At 52.8% G+C, this 16,039-nt stretch carries 11 protein-coding genes, 7 tRNA genes and 2 pseudogenes; 11 read left to right on the top strand and 9 right to left on the bottom strand.

The features are described from left to right. Positions 1-136 precede the first annotated feature (136 nt). From KUC_RS11425 to KUC_RS11410, 4 genes are all read left to right on the top strand, one after another. The gene (locus KUC_RS11425; RefSeq protein WP_007113349.1) at positions 137-1,177 is read left to right on the top strand and encodes a threonine aldolase family protein; all 1,041 of its coding nucleotides are present in this window, start codon (positions 137-139) and stop codon (positions 1,175-1,177) included. A gap of 279 nt (positions 1,178-1,456) precedes the next feature. Continuing rightward, positions 1,457-3,379: a PrkA family serine protein kinase gene (locus KUC_RS11420; protein WP_007113348.1), complete on the top strand. Its 1,923-nt coding sequence runs from the start codon at positions 1,457-1,459 to the stop codon at positions 3,377-3,379. Positions 3,380-3,414: 35 nt separating this feature from the next. Next, positions 3,415-4,701 (top strand): YeaH/YhbH family protein, encoded by a 1,287-nt coding sequence (locus tag KUC_RS11415; RefSeq protein ID WP_007113347.1) that lies wholly within the window; start codon positions 3,415-3,417, stop codon positions 4,699-4,701. A gap of 47 nt (positions 4,702-4,748) precedes the next feature. Next, positions 4,749-6,314, top strand: a complete 1,566-nt coding sequence (locus KUC_RS11410) for a SpoVR family protein (RefSeq protein WP_007113344.1) — start codon at positions 4,749-4,751, stop codon at positions 6,312-6,314. 81 nt (positions 6,315-6,395) lie between these two features. Here the strand turns inward: KUC_RS11410 and KUC_RS11405 are convergent, their stop codons facing one another. Then, complete coding sequence (locus KUC_RS11405; RefSeq protein ID WP_007113343.1) at positions 6,396-6,710, bottom strand: high-potential iron-sulfur protein; 315 nt, start codon at positions 6,708-6,710, stop codon at positions 6,396-6,398. A 298-nt stretch (positions 6,711-7,008) separates the two neighbouring features. Here KUC_RS11405 and KUC_RS11400 point away from each other — a divergent pair, with 298 nt between their 5' ends. Continuing rightward, complete coding sequence (locus KUC_RS11400) at positions 7,009-7,284, top strand: Lrp/AsnC family transcriptional regulator (protein ID WP_040480716.1); 276 nt, start codon at positions 7,009-7,011, stop codon at positions 7,282-7,284. 252 nt (positions 7,285-7,536) lie between these two features. After that, on the top strand, positions 7,537-8,397 hold the full coding sequence (locus KUC_RS11395) for a DNA/RNA non-specific endonuclease (protein WP_007113341.1): 861 nt from the start codon (positions 7,537-7,539) through the stop codon (positions 8,395-8,397). A gap of 123 nt (positions 8,398-8,520) precedes the next feature. On the opposite strand, the gene KUC_RS11390 is transcribed toward KUC_RS11395, so the two are convergent. Further along, positions 8,521-8,607 (bottom strand) — tRNA-Leu (locus KUC_RS11390). A gap of 60 nt (positions 8,608-8,667) precedes the next feature. Next, positions 8,668-8,754: transfer RNA gene (locus KUC_RS11385), tRNA-Leu, on the bottom strand. Between the two features lie 249 nt (positions 8,755-9,003). Between KUC_RS11385 and KUC_RS11380 the strand changes: the two are divergent. The 3 genes and pseudogenes from KUC_RS11380 to KUC_RS11370 all read left to right on the top strand — a co-directional run. Then, positions 9,004-10,674: pseudogene (locus KUC_RS11380) on the top strand (ribonuclease R family protein); the annotation flags it as partial. After that, a pseudogene (locus KUC_RS11375) lies at positions 10,652-11,539 on the top strand (YeaH/YhbH family protein); the annotation flags it as partial. The pseudogenes KUC_RS11380 and KUC_RS11375, both read left to right, overlap by 23 nt. Before the next feature lie 47 nt (positions 11,540-11,586). Further along, entirely contained in the window at positions 11,587-13,152 is a 1,566-nt protein-coding gene (locus tag KUC_RS11370) for a SpoVR family protein (RefSeq protein ID WP_007113344.1), read from the top strand. 81 nt (positions 13,153-13,233) lie between these two features. On the opposite strand, the gene KUC_RS11365 is transcribed toward KUC_RS11370, so the two are convergent. Then, complete coding sequence (locus KUC_RS11365) at positions 13,234-13,548, bottom strand: high-potential iron-sulfur protein (protein ID WP_007113343.1); 315 nt, start codon at positions 13,546-13,548, stop codon at positions 13,234-13,236. Positions 13,549-13,846: 298 nt separating this feature from the next. On the opposite strand from KUC_RS11365, the gene KUC_RS11360 reads away from it, so the two are divergent. Together KUC_RS11360 and KUC_RS11355 are read left to right on the top strand one after the other, a co-directional pair. Continuing rightward, positions 13,847-14,122 carry an Lrp/AsnC family transcriptional regulator gene (locus tag KUC_RS11360; protein ID WP_040480716.1) on the top strand — a complete coding sequence of 92 codons (276 nt, stop codon included), beginning with the start codon at positions 13,847-13,849 and terminating at the stop codon, positions 14,120-14,122. Positions 14,123-14,374: 252 nt separating this feature from the next. Beyond that, the gene (locus KUC_RS11355) at positions 14,375-15,235 is read left to right on the top strand and encodes a DNA/RNA non-specific endonuclease (protein ID WP_007113341.1); all 861 of its coding nucleotides are present in this window, start codon (positions 14,375-14,377) and stop codon (positions 15,233-15,235) included. 123 nt (positions 15,236-15,358) lie between these two features. Here KUC_RS11355 and KUC_RS11350 read toward each other — a convergent pair. The 5 genes from KUC_RS11350 to KUC_RS11330 form a co-directional block, all read right to left on the bottom strand. Further along, positions 15,359-15,445, bottom strand: a tRNA-Leu gene (locus KUC_RS11350). 60 nt (positions 15,446-15,505) lie between these two features. Continuing rightward, positions 15,506-15,592, bottom strand: a tRNA-Leu gene (locus KUC_RS11345). A gap of 60 nt (positions 15,593-15,652) precedes the next feature. Continuing rightward, a tRNA-Leu gene (locus KUC_RS11340) sits at positions 15,653-15,739 on the bottom strand. Positions 15,740-15,799: 60 nt separating this feature from the next. Next, a tRNA-Leu gene (locus tag KUC_RS11335) sits at positions 15,800-15,886 on the bottom strand. A 60-nt stretch (positions 15,887-15,946) separates the two neighbouring features. Further along, a tRNA-Leu gene (locus tag KUC_RS11330) sits at positions 15,947-16,033 on the bottom strand. Positions 16,034-16,039 lie beyond the last annotated feature (6 nt).

Here is a 16,039-nt window from a genome sequence, read left to right as displayed (position 1 = left end):
AAAAGCGCAGGTGACGTTAGCCCATAAATGGCGATAGACTAAATGACTAATCTAGCTATTAAGCATAGCTAGATATTAAAGGCGCGAGTGGCACCCAGCTCGCGCCGTAAGATCGCCAAATATAAGGACTATCGTCATGACCTCGGAGTGTAGCCCGCGTTTTTTAGCCAGTGATAACACCTCCGGTATCTGTCCGGAGGCGATGGAATATCTGCTTGAAGCCAACCGTTGCGATGATTTGGCTTACGGTAACGATCTCTGGACAGCCCGTGCCGCGGATCGCTTTCGCGAGATGTTTGACTACGACTGTGATGTCTTTTTTGTTTTCAACGGCACTGCCGCCAACTCACTGGCGCTCTCTGCAATGGGACGCAGCTACCACAGCGTGATTTGTCACGAGCTAGCACATATCGAAACTGACGAGTGTGGTGGTCCAGAGTTCTTCTCAAACGGCGCTAAACTGCTTACTTCGCCTGGCGCCAACGGCAAGCTAACGCCGGAAGGCATTGAGGCGCTGGTCACCAAGCGTAGCGATATTCACTACCCCAAACCTAAAGTTGTATCGCTCACCCAAGCCACCGAAGTAGGCACGCTCTACTCCCGCGAAGAGCTGATGGCGATTCGCGCCATTGCCGATAAACATGACCTGCGCCTGCACATGGATGGCGCCCGTTTTGCCAACGCCTGTGCCAGCTTGAATGCGTCACCGGCTGAACTTACCTGGCAGGTGGGAGTGGATGCGCTGTGTTTTTCGGGAACCAAAAACGGTTTAGCGTTTGGTGAAGCGATCCTGTTTTTTAACCGAGAGCTTGCAGAAGATTTCTCCTACCGTTGCAAGCAGGCAGGGCAGTTGGCTTCCAAGATGCGCTTTGTTTCGGCACCGTGGTTAGGGCTATTAGAGAGCGGTGCCTGGTTAACCAACGCACAGCATGCCAATGAGATGGCACGCTACCTTTCGGAAGGACTACAAGCGCTACCTGGCGTATCGCTTATGTTCCCTACCCAAGCCAATAGCGTGTTCGTTGAATTGCCGCCACCTGCTATTGAAGCGTTGAAAGCCAAAGGGTGGACCTTTTATACCTTTATTGGCGCAGGCGGTGCTCGTTTTGTATGTGCCTGGAACACTACCGTTGAACTGTTAGATGAGCTATTGGCCGATATTCGCGCGGTACTTTAGCGTTAAAGGTGTCAGTTACTCTCTTTTTTGCCGTTGTTCGGCACACCTTCGACCTAGCGACGCCGCTGCTTCAGCGCTTTGCGTTTATTTGCGATGCCCGGAAAAACGCAACTAATCTCCTGAATAAATCTCTTATCAATATCGCTGCTGCGTTGAAGGTTTAGTCATCACTTTTTGCTAATGCTGACTACGCTAAAAAAGCGACACCTCGTTTGGCACGCCGTTGCGAAACACTTGGCTTGACGGTGACTGCCTGGGGATGGGCCACAGGAGAGTTCCATGAGCATCTTTGATCACGTTCAAGACCGTTTTTCCCGCGTCCAGCAAGAGGATATCAGCCTTGAGGAGTATTTGGCGCTTTGCCGCCGTGATCCTAAGGTTTATGCCAGCGCCGCCGAGCGCATGCTGGAAGCCATAGGCGAGCCTGAAGTGATCGACACGGCGAAAGACCCGCGTCTATCACGTATTTTTTCCAATAAAGTGATTCGCCGCTACCCTGCCTTTGCCGAGTTTCATGGCATGGAAGAGGCCATTGAGCAGATCGTGTCCTACTTCCGCCATGCGGCTCAAGGGCTGGAAGAACGCAAGCAGATTCTCTATTTGCTTGGTCCTGTGGGTGGCGGTAAATCGTCACTCGCCGAGCGTCTTAAACTGTTGATGGAACGGATTCCGTTTTATGCCATTAAGGGTTCGCCGGTTTACGAGTCGCCGCTGGGCCTGTTCTCTCCCGAAGAGGATGGTGAACTGCTGGAGAAAGAGTACGGCATTCCTCAGCGTTATTTGCGCAGCGTGATGTCGCCCTGGGCAGCAAAACGGCTGAAAGAGTACGGCGGCGATATCTCCCAGTTCCGGGTGGTGCGTTTGTACCCTTCACGGCTTAACCAGATCGCTATTTCCAAAACCGAGCCCGGGGATGAGAACAACCAGGATATTTCGTCGCTGGTGGGTAAAGTCGATATTCGCCAGTTAGAGCTCTACTCCCAGGATGACCCAGATGCTTACAGCTTCTCCGGCGGCTTATGCCGTGCCAACCAGGGGTTGATGGAGTTTGTGGAGATGTTTAAGGCGCCGATCAAGGTGCTGCATCCACTGTTAACCGCCACCCAGGAGGGTAACTACAACCCCACTGAAGGCATGGGGGCGATTCCCTTCGATGGCGTGATTCTGGCCCACTCCAATGAGTCGGAGTGGCAGGCGTTTCGCAATAACCGCAATAACGAGGCGTTTCTTGACCGGGTGTATATCGTCAAAGTGCCTTATTGTCTGCGAGTCACCGAAGAGATCAATATCTATCAAAAGCTGCTCGAAGACTCTTCGCTTAACGCCGCGCCCTGTGCACCGGATACGCTGCGCATGCTGGCCCAGTTCTCGGTGCTATCACGGCTAAAAGCGCCGGAAAACTCGAATATCTACTCGAAAATGCGCGTCTACGACGGTGAAAACTTAAAGGACACCGACCCACGCGCCAAGTCGATTCAGGAGTATCGCGACGCGGCAGGTGTAGACGAGGGGATGCAGGGACTCTCTACTCGCTTTGCGTTCAAGATTCTTTCCAAGGTGTTCAACTTCGATAGCACCGAGGTAGCCGCTAACCCTGTGCATCTGCTTTACGTATTAGAGCAGGCGTTAGAGCGTGAACAGCTGCCCTCGGAAGTATTTGAGCGCTACTTGGGCTTTATTAAAGAGTATATGGCGCCCCGCTATGTCGACTTTATTGGTAAGGAGATCCAGACCGCTTATCTCGAATCCTACAGCGAATACGGCCAAAACATCTTTGACCGCTATGTGACCTATGCGGATTTCTGGATTCAGGATCAGGAATACCGTGATCATGAAACCGGCGAGCTGCTAAACCGCCAGTCGCTCAACGAAGAGCTGGAGAAAATCGAAAAACCGGCAGGTATCTCGAATCCCAAAGACTTCCGCCACGAGGTGGTCAATTTCGTGCTGCGGGCGCGGGCGCAAAACAACGGCATGAACCCAAGCTGGCAGTCCTATGAAAAGCTCAAAGGTGTTATTGAACACAAAATGTTCGCCAATACTGAAGAGCTGTTGCCGGTGATTTCGTTCAATGCCAAAGCTTCGCGGTCGGATCAGAAAAAGCACGAAGACTTTGTGGCGCGGATGGTCGATCGCGGCTACACCGAGAAGCAGGTTCGGCTACTTTCCGAATGGTACCTGCGCGTGCGCAAGTCTCAGTAGCGGCCCGCGTTTAAGACAAGAGCTAAGGAGGTCGTATGACCTACTTTATTGATCGCAGGCCTAACGCTAAGCATAAGAGCGCGGTAAATCGTCAGCGCTTTCTAGAGCGCTATCGGAAGCATATCAAGCGCTCGGTTGAAGAGGCCGTTAACCGCCGCTCGATTACCGATATGGAGCGCGGTGAGAAAGTCTCGATTCCGGCAAAGGATATCTCCGAGCCGGTCTTCCAGCATGGCCCGGGTGGGGCGCGTAATATTGTTTCACCCGGCAATAAAGAGTTTGTACCCGGTGATAAAATCCGTCGCCCCAGTGGGCAGGGGGGCGGCAGTGGCGCAGGGGAGGGCGGCGCTTCAAATCAGGGTGAAGGCGTCGATGAGTTCGCCTTTACGCTTAGCCGCGAAGAGTTTTTGGAGTTTGTGTTTGACGGCTTAGAGCTGCCTCATTTGCAGCGCAAGCCGCTAAAGTCGCTGGAAGAGGTCAAAATGGTGCGGGCGGGGCTCTCCCGGGACGGTGTGCCGTCTCGGATCAGCATTACCCGCTCAATGCGTGAAGCCTATGCCCGGCGGATTGCTATGCGCGCGCCGATTAAACGGGCGCTAAAAGAGGCGCTAGAAGCGCTGGAGGCAGAAGAGCGCAAGGACACGGTACTGCGCAATCCTGCTCGCATCGCCGAGTTGAAAACCGAAATTGAGCGCCTGGAGAAGCGCATTGCGGGCGTACCCTTTATTGACACCTACGACCTGCGCTATCACCAGCTTAGCGCGCAGCCACAGCCCTCCAATCAAGCGGTGATGTTTTGCGTCATGGATGTCTCCGGCTCAATGACCCAAAACCACAAAGACATTGCCAAGCGTTTTTTCCTGCTGCTCTATCTGTTCCTTGAGAAGCACTACGAGAAAGTCGAGCTGGTATTCGTTCGCCACCATACGGCCGCCCGGGAGGTGAGCGAAGAGGAGTTTTTCTACTCGCGAGAAACCGGCGGTACAATTGTTTCCAGTGCGCTGAGCCTGGTGAATAAAATCATCGAAAAGCGCTACCCGGTTGGCCAATGGAATCTGTATGTGGCCCAGGCATCCGATGGCGACAACTGGGATGATGACTCGAATATCTGCCGCGACTTACTGGTCAAACAGCTAATGCCGCAGCTGCAATACTACGCCTACGTTGAGATCACGCCCCATGACCATCAGTCACTGTGGCACGAGTATGAAAGTGTGGTGAAAGAGTTCCCCGAGCGCTTTGCCATGCGCCAAATCGTGGAGGCGGGCGATATTTATCCGGTCTTTCGTGAATTGTTTAAGCGCCGCTTAAGTCAGTCCTAGTGACCTTGTTTAGAGGCTAGTGAGCGCGTGTTGTAGAGGAGTGGGCTATGAGTGCGACCCGCAAGCGTAAGCCGATTGCCACCGGCTCAGATTGGAACTTCAGTGTCCTGGAGCGTTTTGATGCAGAGCTGGCCAGGCTCGCCGATGAGTATCGGCTGGATACCTATCCCAATCAGATAGAAGTCATCACTACGGAACAGATGATGGATGCCTACGCCAGTGTTGGTATGCCGGTGGGCTATCACCACTGGTCGTTCGGCAAGCAGTTTCTGGCCGTGGAGCAGGCGTATAAACGCGGTCAAATGGGCTTGGCCTATGAACTGGTGATCAACTCCGACCCCTGCATTGCCTACCTAATGGAGGAAAACACGCTGATGATGCAGGTACTGGTGATGGCCCACGCCTGCTACGGTCACAACTCCTTCTTTAAGGGTAACTACCTCTTCCGTACTTGGACCGACGCCTCTTCAATTGTTGATTACTTAGTTTTTGCGCGCAAATATATCGCCAAGTGTGAAGAACGCCACGGCGTGCAGGCCGTTGAGCAATTACTGGATGCTTGCCATGCGCTGCAAAACTACGGGGTAGACCGTTACAAACGCCCCTCGCCAATCTCTGCTGAAGAGGAAGCGAAACGTCAGGAGGAACGTGAAAGCTACCTGCAAACCCAGGTCAATATGCTCTGGCGTACCATTCCTGATGTGCCTATCGGTGATACTCCACTGGCGGGTAGTCTGCATGCCGACGATGACCCTTTGGGCTTACACAGCGGCGGCCACTACCCCCCAGAGCCCCAGGAGAACCTGCTCTACTTTATTGAAAAAAATGCCCCGTTGCTGGCGCCATGGCAGCGTGAAATCGTGCGGATTGTGCGCAAGCTGGCGCAATATTTTTATCCCCAGCGGCAAACCCAGGTAATGAATGAGGGCTGGGCGTGTTTCTGGCACTACACGCTGATGAACCGGCTCTACGACGATGGTAATGTCGATGAGGGGTTAATGCTGGAGTTTTTGCAGTCTCACGCGGCGGTTATTAACCAGCCAGCGTTCGATAATCCTCATTTCAGTGGAATTAATCCCTATGCGCTTGGCTTCGCAATCTTTATGGATATTAAGCGGATCTGCGAAGCACCCACCGATGAGGATAGTGAATGGTTTCCTGATATAGCGGGCACCCCTTGGCGGGAAACGCTGGAGTTTGCGATGCGCAACTTTAAGGATGAGTCGTTTATTCAGCAGTTTTTATCGCCGAAGGTGATGCGTGATCATAAGCTGTTTTTGGTGGTGGATGACGATCAGTTGGAGAACCTAGAAGTCGCAGCGATTCATAACGAACAGGGCTACCGTCAGGTTCGAGAAGCGCTTGCGACCCAGTACGCGCTATCTGTCCGCGAACCCAATATCCAAGTGGTCGAAGCGTCTATTCGCGGGGATCGTTCTTTAACGCTTCATCACGTGCAGGATAGTCGCCGTCCATTAGGGCGCAGCGTTTATCCAGTAATACGCCATTTGCAGCAGCTGTGGGGGTTTCCCGTTCATCTTGTCTCTTTGGAAGAGGGGCGGGTAACGCGGCGTTTTCACTGGCCGGTAGAGGACGAAAGCCCGGCCTCTTAGCCGTATAAGTATGTTTCAAACAAAACTACCCCGCACAAAGGCGGGGTAGAGGTGCTTATACGGCTATCATGTTTTAAACGCTTAAGCTTGGGCGGTCCAGGATTGACACCAGCCAGCGGGCTCAACGCTGTTCTGCGGAAATAGCTGACAACCTTCGTTATCTGCTTTATAGAACATACAGTTATCGCAGCGCTCGCCCTCTTCATAGGCCGGGTGATCGCTGGCTTCACTGGCATCTTCTACGTAGTTAAGTGCTTGGGCATTGCTTGCGGAAGGATCAAGACGCGGCAGCTCTTGGGCGAAAGCAGTTTTAGAAAGAATGCCAGCTCCCAGTGGAAGGGCAGCAAGGCCCAGCATGCTGTTGCGCATAAAGTCACGACGGCTCTTATTAGCCATGATTTCTCCTTATCGTCACGGTCTGACGTTTGGTCACATTATCGGGTGGTTATCCACCTCTTTGTGCTCCGCATGATTACCTAAGCCGGAGCTCTCATATATTTTCAACGTGCTACATTTCATACCCTATTCTTCAGCTACATGCTAGCGGATGTACAAGGGTTGTGCGAATACTGCGACAGGGATAGCGACAATTAGCCACGCTGCGGCTGGGTGCTGCGCTTGCTTCCCCGTCGCTGCTATACTCTGCGCATCTTCGACATTACTGTTTATGACCATTTTCTCTAAGGGGCGTGCCATGCAAAACGCAGTCATTTTAATCAATACCGACAAAGGCCAGGTCAAGGCCGTGGCCGAGCGTCTGGCCGATGTGGTGGGTATCAGTGAGGTTTACTCCACCTGTGGCCGCTACGACTTAGTGGCGATTGCTCGCACCCGTGACTTTGAAAGCTTGGCCGAGCTGGTGACCGAGCGCCTAAACACTGTGGAAGGCATCAGCGATACAGAAACCCTGAATGCCATGCAGGTTCACTCCCGTCACGATCTTGAAACCATGTTCTCTTTGGGTTGGTAATGTTGTATTGGTTGGATAATTCGTAAAGTACTCACTAGGAGCCCGTCCGACTTAACACTGATCTACTGCGAATCCCGGTATTTTGGCCAGCTTTATTCGATCAATTTCGTTAAATAGCGCGCTATTCGCCTCAATCGATCGATAAATTTGGCTCAAAATCCGTGCTTCTCGCGACGATCGGCCAAGCCGGACAGGCTCCTATATTAAAAAAATGCAACGCGCTAAAGAAGCATTGAAAAAGGGGAAAGTCTGTTGGCAACATCGCTTTTGAGCTGGCGTCGGCAGGGGCGACGCTTGGGTATTGCCGTGCTATTTGTGGTGGTCGGCACAGGGCTATGGGAGTTTCAGGAGCGCCAGCATAAAGATGCCTATACCTGGATGGGGGTGCCCACCTGGGAGGAATTCCGACCTACGACAATGCATCGGGTGTTGCGTAATGATGGCTATTTAGTTGGCTGGTCCGATGTGCGAGTCAATCCGCTATGGGTCAGCTATCAGGTGCAAGCGGTAGATGATTCTCGTATCGGGGCGCGGCCAAATTTTCAAGCGGATTGGCGCACGCTCTGGCCGGTGGGCACCGACAGCTACGCGGGCAGCGGCTACGACCGTGGCCACTTGGCGCCCAACTATGCGATTGCGGCGGTGCATGGGCGCAGTGCCCAGGTCGATACCTTTCTAATGAGCAATATGACCCCGCAGCGACCCAACCTGAACCGGCAGCTCTGGCAGCGGTTGGAAGAGGCGGTAATGGATCACTTTGCACCGCGTTTTGATCGCCTGCAGGTGATCACCGGACCGGTTTTTCCTGAACACTTTATGGATAACGTGTTTAACCGCGTGGGTTGGGTAGAAGTCCCCGAGGCGTTTTATAAGATTATCGTTGCGCCCCACAGTGACGCTCCCTTAGCGCTGGCGTTTATTATGCCGCAGGACGTGCGCGGCAATGAGCCGCTTGATGACTATTTAGTGACCATCGATGAGATTGAAGCACGAACAGGGCTTAACTTCTTCCCAGAATTAGCAACGGAAGTAGAGTCTGTATTGGAAGGTGAATTACGTTTACAAGGGTGGGCACTTGGAGAAGTGGCAAAACGCCCAGGGCGATATCAATAAACTGGTGGATACTACGAAAAATAGACACTACGAAAAAGAGATACTACAAAAAAAGGGATAGTGCGAAGAGGAGTACAATAGGGGAGATAGTAATAATGATGCGGACATGGCCCATGTAAGTCATGGTGCCCAGGAGAGGACTTGAACCTCCACGTCCATACAGACACTAGCACCTGAAGCTAGCGCGTCTACCAATTCCGCCACCTGGGCGCATCATTTGGAGCGTAGTCGATAATCACTGACTTTAACCACTTACCGTTTGTGTTCGTATGGTGCCCAGGAGAGGACTTGAACCTCCACGTCCATACGGACACTAGCACCTGAAGCTAGCGCGTCTACCAATTCCGCCATCTGGGCAAGTGGCGCGTATAATACCGGGGTGATGGTTAAATGCAAGACCCCTTAAGCGCTTTTTATAAAGCAAATTGCCTAAACAACGTCTAAGACGGTTGGGTGATTGAACGTGCAGCGCTATACTGCGCCCATGACTAAACAAAACCCTATTCATTTCAGCTTATCTAGCGTTGAAATAACCAGCCCGCAACGCACCGCGTTTGCGCCTTTTTTATGCCTCTCGCAAATGACGCCATTAAGGATGTTGATCGCATGAAGTATTGGACATTAAGTGATGATCCGCACGCCGAGCGCGAGGCGCATAAATATGGCAACCCAGCACCGAGCCGGGAGTATCTGCTTGCGGCTTTAGAAGCCTATGGCAAACCGATCGCCCACGAAAATATGAGCCGTATGCTGGGGCTGGAAGACGAAGAGCTTATAGAAGCCGTCAGGCGCCGTTTAGCAGCGATGGAGCGAGATGGCCAAGTACTGCGTGACCGTCGAGGCGCCTATGCACTGATCGACAAGCTCGACCTAGTCAAAGGCAAGGTGCTCGGACACCGTGATGGCTTTGGTTTTCTGCTGCGCGATGATGGCAAAAAGCCAGACCTAGTGTTGCCGCCGCGCCAAATGCGGCGCGTTTTTCACGGTGACCATGTGTTGGCGCGAATTAGCGGACGCGATCGCCGTGGACGTGATGAGGCAACTATTGCCGATGTTATCGCACGCAACACGCAAACAATTGTCGGCGTTTACCGCAGTAATACGCCAGAGTTTGGTATTTTGATACCGGAAAACCCGCGTATTACCCAGGAAGTGATTATTCCCCATAGTGCCACCGGTGGCGCTAAAGATGGTCAGGTAATCTCTGCCAAAATCGTCCAGCAACCGGCGACTCGGATTCAGCCCGTGGGTGAAGTAATCGAAGTGCTGGGCGATCGCATGGATCCCGGTATGGAAATTGATATTGCGATTCGTAGTTACGATATTCCAGCTGAATTCCCGCCAGAAGTGCTTGATCAAATTGGTGGTATTTCAGCCGAAGTGCTGGAAGAGGATAAGCAGCATCGTGTCGACCTGCGTGACGTACCGCTGGTCACTATTGACGATGAGTCAGCCAAAGACTTTGATGATGCGGTGTGTGCGTGGAAAACCAAATCCGGTAGTTGGAAGCTGCTCGTCGCCATCGCGGATGTTTCCCACTACGTCCGCCCAGGCACGGCGCTGGATAATGAAGGCCGCACCCGGGGTAACTCGGTCTATTTCCCCGGTCAAGTCGTTCCCATGCTGCCGGAGCTGCTGTCAAACGGGCTCTGTTCGCTGAATCCACATGTGGATCGCTTGGTGCTGGTGTGCGAGATGAATATTTCGCAAACCGGTGCGATTAGCCGCTACCGCTTCTATGAAGCAGTAATGAATTCCCACGCTCGCCTTACCTATAACAAGGTAGCCGCGATTCTCGACGAAAAGAGCGAAGAGGGCGAGGCGCTACGCTCAGAACACAGCGAGCTAGTTAAGCCGCTGCAAAATCTGGAAGAACTTTACTACCTGTTGCGCGAAGCGCGGGCTGAGCGTGGCGCGATCGATTTTGATACCACTGAAACGGCGATTATCTTTAACGATGAGCGCAAAATCGAAAAAATCGTTCCGCGTAGCCGCAACAATGCACATAAGCTAATTGAGGAGTGCATGCTGGCGGCCAACGTGGCGACCGCGCGCTTCCTGGATAAGCATGACCTGCCGGCGCTTTACCGTATCCACGAGCGGCCAACACCTGAACGGCTTGATAAGCTGCGTCTGTTCTTGAATGAGTTGGGCCTTGCGGTCGGCGGCGGCGATATGCCCACCCCGCAGGACTACCAGGCGCTGCGTGAAACGATTGCCGACCGCCCTGATTTCGATATCATCCAGACGGTAGCTGCCTCATTTGCAGCGCAAGCCGCTAAAGTCGCTGGAAGAGGTCAAAATGGTGCGGGCGGGGCTCTCCCGGGACGGTGTGCCGTCTCGGATCAGCATTACCCGCTCAATGCGTGAAGCCTATGCCCGGCGGATTGCTATGCGCGCGCCGATTAAACGGGCGCTAAAAGAGGCGCTAGAAGCGCTGGAGGCAGAAGAGCGCAAGGACACGGTACTGCGCAATCCTGCTCGCATCGCCGAGTTGAAAACCGAAATTGAGCGCCTGGAGAAGCGCATTGCGGGCGTACCCTTTATTGACACCTACGACCTGCGCTATCACCAGCTTAGCGCGCAGCCACAGCCCTCCAATCAAGCGGTGATGTTTTGCGTCATGGATGTCTCCGGCTCAATGACCCAAAACCACAAAGACATTGCCAAGCGTTTTTTCCTGCTGCTCTATCTGTTCCTTGAGAAGCACTACGAGAAAGTCGAGCTGGTATTCGTTCGCCACCATACGGCCGCCCGGGAGGTGAGCGAAGAGGAGTTTTTCTACTCGCGAGAAACCGGCGGTACAATTGTTTCCAGTGCGCTGAGCCTGGTGAATAAAATCATCGAAAAGCGCTACCCGGTTGGCCAATGGAATCTGTATGTGGCCCAGGCATCCGATGGCGACAACTGGGATGATGACTCGAATATCTGCCGCGACTTACTGGTCAAACAGCTAATGCCGCAGCTGCAATACTACGCCTACGTTGAGATCACGCCCCATGACCATCAGTCACTGTGGCACGAGTATGAAAGTGTGGTGAAAGAGTTCCCCGAGCGCTTTGCCATGCGCCAAATCGTGGAGGCGGGCGATATTTATCCGGTCTTTCGTGAATTGTTTAAGCGCCGCTTAAGTCAGTCCTAGTGACCTTGTTTAGAGGCTAGTGAGCGCGTGTTGTAGAGGAGTGGGCTATGAGTGCGACCCGCAAGCGTAAGCCGATTGCCACCGGCTCAGATTGGAACTTCAGTGTCCTGGAGCGTTTTGATGCAGAGCTGGCCAGGCTCGCCGATGAGTATCGGCTGGATACCTATCCCAATCAGATAGAAGTCATCACTACGGAACAGATGATGGATGCCTACGCCAGTGTTGGTATGCCGGTGGGCTATCACCACTGGTCGTTCGGCAAGCAGTTTCTGGCCGTGGAGCAGGCGTATAAACGCGGTCAAATGGGCTTGGCCTATGAACTGGTGATCAACTCCGACCCCTGCATTGCCTACCTAATGGAGGAAAACACGCTGATGATGCAGGTACTGGTGATGGCCCACGCCTGCTACGGTCACAACTCCTTCTTTAAGGGTAACTACCTCTTCCGTACTTGGACCGACGCCTCTTCAATTGTTGATTACTTAGTTTTTGCGCGCAAATATATCGCCAAGTGTGAAGAACGCCACGGCGTGCAGGCCGTTGAGCAATTACTGGATGCTTGCCATGCGCTGCAAAACTACGGGGTAGACCGTTACAAACGCCCCTCGCCAATCTCTGCTGAAGAGGAAGCGAAACGTCAGGAGGAACGTGAAAGCTACCTGCAAACCCAGGTCAATATGCTCTGGCGTACCATTCCTGATGTGCCTATCGGTGATACTCCACTGGCGGGTAGTCTGCATGCCGACGATGACCCTTTGGGCTTACACAGCGGCGGCCACTACCCCCCAGAGCCCCAGGAGAACCTGCTCTACTTTATTGAAAAAAATGCCCCGTTGCTGGCGCCATGGCAGCGTGAAATCGTGCGGATTGTGCGCAAGCTGGCGCAATATTTTTATCCCCAGCGGCAAACCCAGGTAATGAATGAGGGCTGGGCGTGTTTCTGGCACTACACGCTGATGAACCGGCTCTACGACGATGGTAATGTCGATGAGGGGTTAATGCTGGAGTTTTTGCAGTCTCACGCGGCGGTTATTAACCAGCCAGCGTTCGATAATCCTCATTTCAGTGGAATTAATCCCTATGCGCTTGGCTTCGCAATCTTTATGGATATTAAGCGGATCTGCGAAGCACCCACCGATGAGGATAGTGAATGGTTTCCTGATATAGCGGGCACCCCTTGGCGGGAAACGCTGGAGTTTGCGATGCGCAACTTTAAGGATGAGTCGTTTATTCAGCAGTTTTTATCGCCGAAGGTGATGCGTGATCATAAGCTGTTTTTGGTGGTGGATGACGATCAGTTGGAGAACCTAGAAGTCGCAGCGATTCATAACGAACAGGGCTACCGTCAGGTTCGAGAAGCGCTTGCGACCCAGTACGCGCTATCTGTCCGCGAACCCAATATCCAAGTGGTCGAAGCGTCTATTCGCGGGGATCGTTCTTTAACGCTTCATCACGTGCAGGATAGTCGCCGTCCATTAGGGCGCAGCGTTTATCCAGTAATACGCCATTTGCAGCAGCTGTGGGGGTTTCCCGTTCATCTTGTCTCTTTGGAAGAGGGGCGGGTAACGCGGCGTTTTCACTGGCCGGTAGAGGACGAAAGCCCGGCCTCTTAGCCGTATAAGTATGTTTCAAACAAAACTACCCCGCACAAAGGCGGGGTAGAGGTGCTTATACGGCTATCATGTTTTAAACGCTTAAGCTTGGGCGGTCCAGGATTGACACCAGCCAGCGGGCTCAACGCTGTTCTGCGGAAATAGCTGACAACCTTCGTTATCTGCTTTATAGAACATACAGTTATCGCAGCGCTCGCCCTCTTCATAGGCCGGGTGATCGCTGGCTTCACTGGCATCTTCTACGTAGTTAAGTGCTTGGGCATTGCTTGCGGAAGGATCAAGACGCGGCAGCTCTTGGGCGAAAGCAGTTTTAGAAAGAATGCCAGCTCCCAGTGGAAGGGCAGCAAGGCCCAGCATGCTGTTGCGCATAAAGTCACGACGGCTCTTATTAGCCATGATTTCTCCTTATCGTCACGGTCTGACGTTTGGTCACATTATCGGGTGGTTATCCACCTCTTTGTGCTCCGCATGATTACCTAAGCCGGAGCTCTCATATATTTTCAACGTGCTACATTTCATACCCTATTCTTCAGCTACATGCTAGCGGATGTACAAGGGTTGTGCGAATACTGCGACAGGGATAGCGACAATTAGCCACGCTGCGGCTGGGTGCTGCGCTTGCTTCCCCGTCGCTGCTATACTCTGCGCATCTTCGACATTACTGTTTATGACCATTTTCTCTAAGGGGCGTGCCATGCAAAACGCAGTCATTTTAATCAATACCGACAAAGGCCAGGTCAAGGCCGTGGCCGAGCGTCTGGCCGATGTGGTGGGTATCAGTGAGGTTTACTCCACCTGTGGCCGCTACGACTTAGTGGCGATTGCTCGCACCCGTGACTTTGAAAGCTTGGCCGAGCTGGTGACCGAGCGCCTAAACACTGTGGAAGGCATCAGCGATACAGAAACCCTGAATGCCATGCAGGTTCACTCCCGTCACGATCTTGAAACCATGTTCTCTTTGGGTTGGTAATGTTGTATTGGTTGGATAATTCGTAAAGTACTCACTAGGAGCCCGTCCGACTTAACACTGATCTACTGCGAATCCCGGTATTTTGGCCAGCTTTATTCGATCAATTTCGTTAAATAGCGCGCTATTCGCCTCAATCGATCGATAAATTTGGCTCAAAATCCGTGCTTCTCGCGACGATCGGCCAAGCCGGACAGGCTCCTATATTAAAAAAATGCAACGCGCTAAAGAAGCATTGAAAAAGGGGAAAGTCTGTTGGCAACATCGCTTTTGAGCTGGCGTCGGCAGGGGCGACGCTTGGGTATTGCCGTGCTATTTGTGGTGGTCGGCACAGGGCTATGGGAGTTTCAGGAGCGCCAGCATAAAGATGCCTATACCTGGATGGGGGTGCCCACCTGGGAGGAATTCCGACCTACGACAATGCATCGGGTGTTGCGTAATGATGGCTATTTAGTTGGCTGGTCCGATGTGCGAGTCAATCCGCTATGGGTCAGCTATCAGGTGCAAGCGGTAGATGATTCTCGTATCGGGGCGCGGCCAAATTTTCAAGCGGATTGGCGCACGCTCTGGCCGGTGGGCACCGACAGCTACGCGGGCAGCGGCTACGACCGTGGCCACTTGGCGCCCAACTATGCGATTGCGGCGGTGCATGGGCGCAGTGCCCAGGTCGATACCTTTCTAATGAGCAATATGACCCCGCAGCGACCCAACCTGAACCGGCAGCTCTGGCAGCGGTTGGAAGAGGCGGTAATGGATCACTTTGCACCGCGTTTTGATCGCCTGCAGGTGATCACCGGACCGGTTTTTCCTGAACACTTTATGGATAACGTGTTTAACCGCGTGGGTTGGGTAGAAGTCCCCGAGGCGTTTTATAAGATTATCGTTGCGCCCCACAGTGACGCTCCCTTAGCGCTGGCGTTTATTATGCCGCAGGACGTGCGCGGCAATGAGCCGCTTGATGACTATTTAGTGACCATCGATGAGATTGAAGCACGAACAGGGCTTAACTTCTTCCCAGAATTAGCAACGGAAGTAGAGTCTGTATTGGAAGGTGAATTACGTTTACAAGGGTGGGCACTTGGAGAAGTGGCAAAACGCCCAGGGCGATATCAATAAACTGGTGGATACTACGAAAAATAGACACTACGAAAAAGAGATACTACAAAAAAAGGGATAGTGCGAAGAGGAGTACAATAGGGGAGATAGTAATAATGATGCGGACATGGCCCATGTAAGTCATGGTGCCCAGGAGAGGACTTGAACCTCCACGTCCATACAGACACTAGCACCTGAAGCTAGCGCGTCTACCAATTCCGCCACCTGGGCGCATCATTTGGAGCGTAGTCGATAATCACTGACTTTAACCACTTACCGTTTGTGTTCGTATGGTGCCCAGGAGAGGACTTGAACCTCCACGTCCATACAGACACTAGCACCTGAAGCTAGCGCGTCTACCAATTCCGCCACCTGGGCGCATCATTTGGAGCGTAGTCGATAATCACTGACTTTAACCACTTACCGTTTGTGTTCGTATGGTGCCCAGGAGAGGACTTGAACCTCCACGTCCATACGGACACTAGCACCTGAAGCTAGCGCGTCTACCAATTCCGCCACCTGGGCGCATCATTTGGAGCGTAGTCGATAATCACTGACTTTAACCACTTACCGTTTGTGTTCGTATGGTGCCCAGGAGAGGACTTGAACCTCCACGTCCATACAGACACTAGCACCTGAAGCTAGCGCGTCTACCAATTCCGCCACCTGGGCGCATCATTTGGAGCGTAGTCGATAATCACTGACTTTAACCACTTACCGTTTGTGTTCGTATGGTGCCCAGGAGAGGACTTGAACCTCCACGTCCATACAGACACTAGCACCTGAAGCTAGCGCGTCTACCAATTCCGCCACCTGGGCGAACAC

Origin of the sequence: Vreelandella boliviensis LC1, assembly GCF_000236035.1 — a bacterium.
In the GTDB taxonomy this organism is placed as follows: Bacteria; Pseudomonadota; Gammaproteobacteria; order Pseudomonadales; family Halomonadaceae; genus Vreelandella; species Vreelandella boliviensis.
Note: the sequence above shows the minus strand (reverse complement) of the source record. Positions and strands in the feature narration are given on the sequence as shown.

Coding starts and splice junctions, on each gene's coding strand:
- KUC_RS11415 (WP_007113347.1), top strand. CDS start 3,415: ATGACCTACTTTATTGATCGCAGGCCTAACGCTAAGCATAAGAGCGCG.
- KUC_RS11420 (WP_007113348.1), top strand. CDS start 1,457: ATGAGCATCTTTGATCACGTTCAAGACCGTTTTTCCCGCGTCCAGCAA.
- KUC_RS11400 (WP_040480716.1), top strand. CDS start 7,009: ATGCAAAACGCAGTCATTTTAATCAATACCGACAAAGGCCAGGTCAAG.
- KUC_RS11360 (WP_040480716.1), top strand. CDS start 13,847: ATGCAAAACGCAGTCATTTTAATCAATACCGACAAAGGCCAGGTCAAG.
- KUC_RS11410 (WP_007113344.1), top strand. CDS start 4,749: ATGAGTGCGACCCGCAAGCGTAAGCCGATTGCCACCGGCTCAGATTGG.
- KUC_RS11370 (WP_007113344.1), top strand. CDS start 11,587: ATGAGTGCGACCCGCAAGCGTAAGCCGATTGCCACCGGCTCAGATTGG.
- KUC_RS11365 (WP_007113343.1), bottom strand. CDS start 13,548: ATGGCTAATAAGAGCCGTCGTGACTTTATGCGCAACAGCATGCTGGGC.
- KUC_RS11425 (WP_007113349.1), top strand. CDS start 137: ATGACCTCGGAGTGTAGCCCGCGTTTTTTAGCCAGTGATAACACCTCC.
- KUC_RS11405 (WP_007113343.1), bottom strand. CDS start 6,710: ATGGCTAATAAGAGCCGTCGTGACTTTATGCGCAACAGCATGCTGGGC.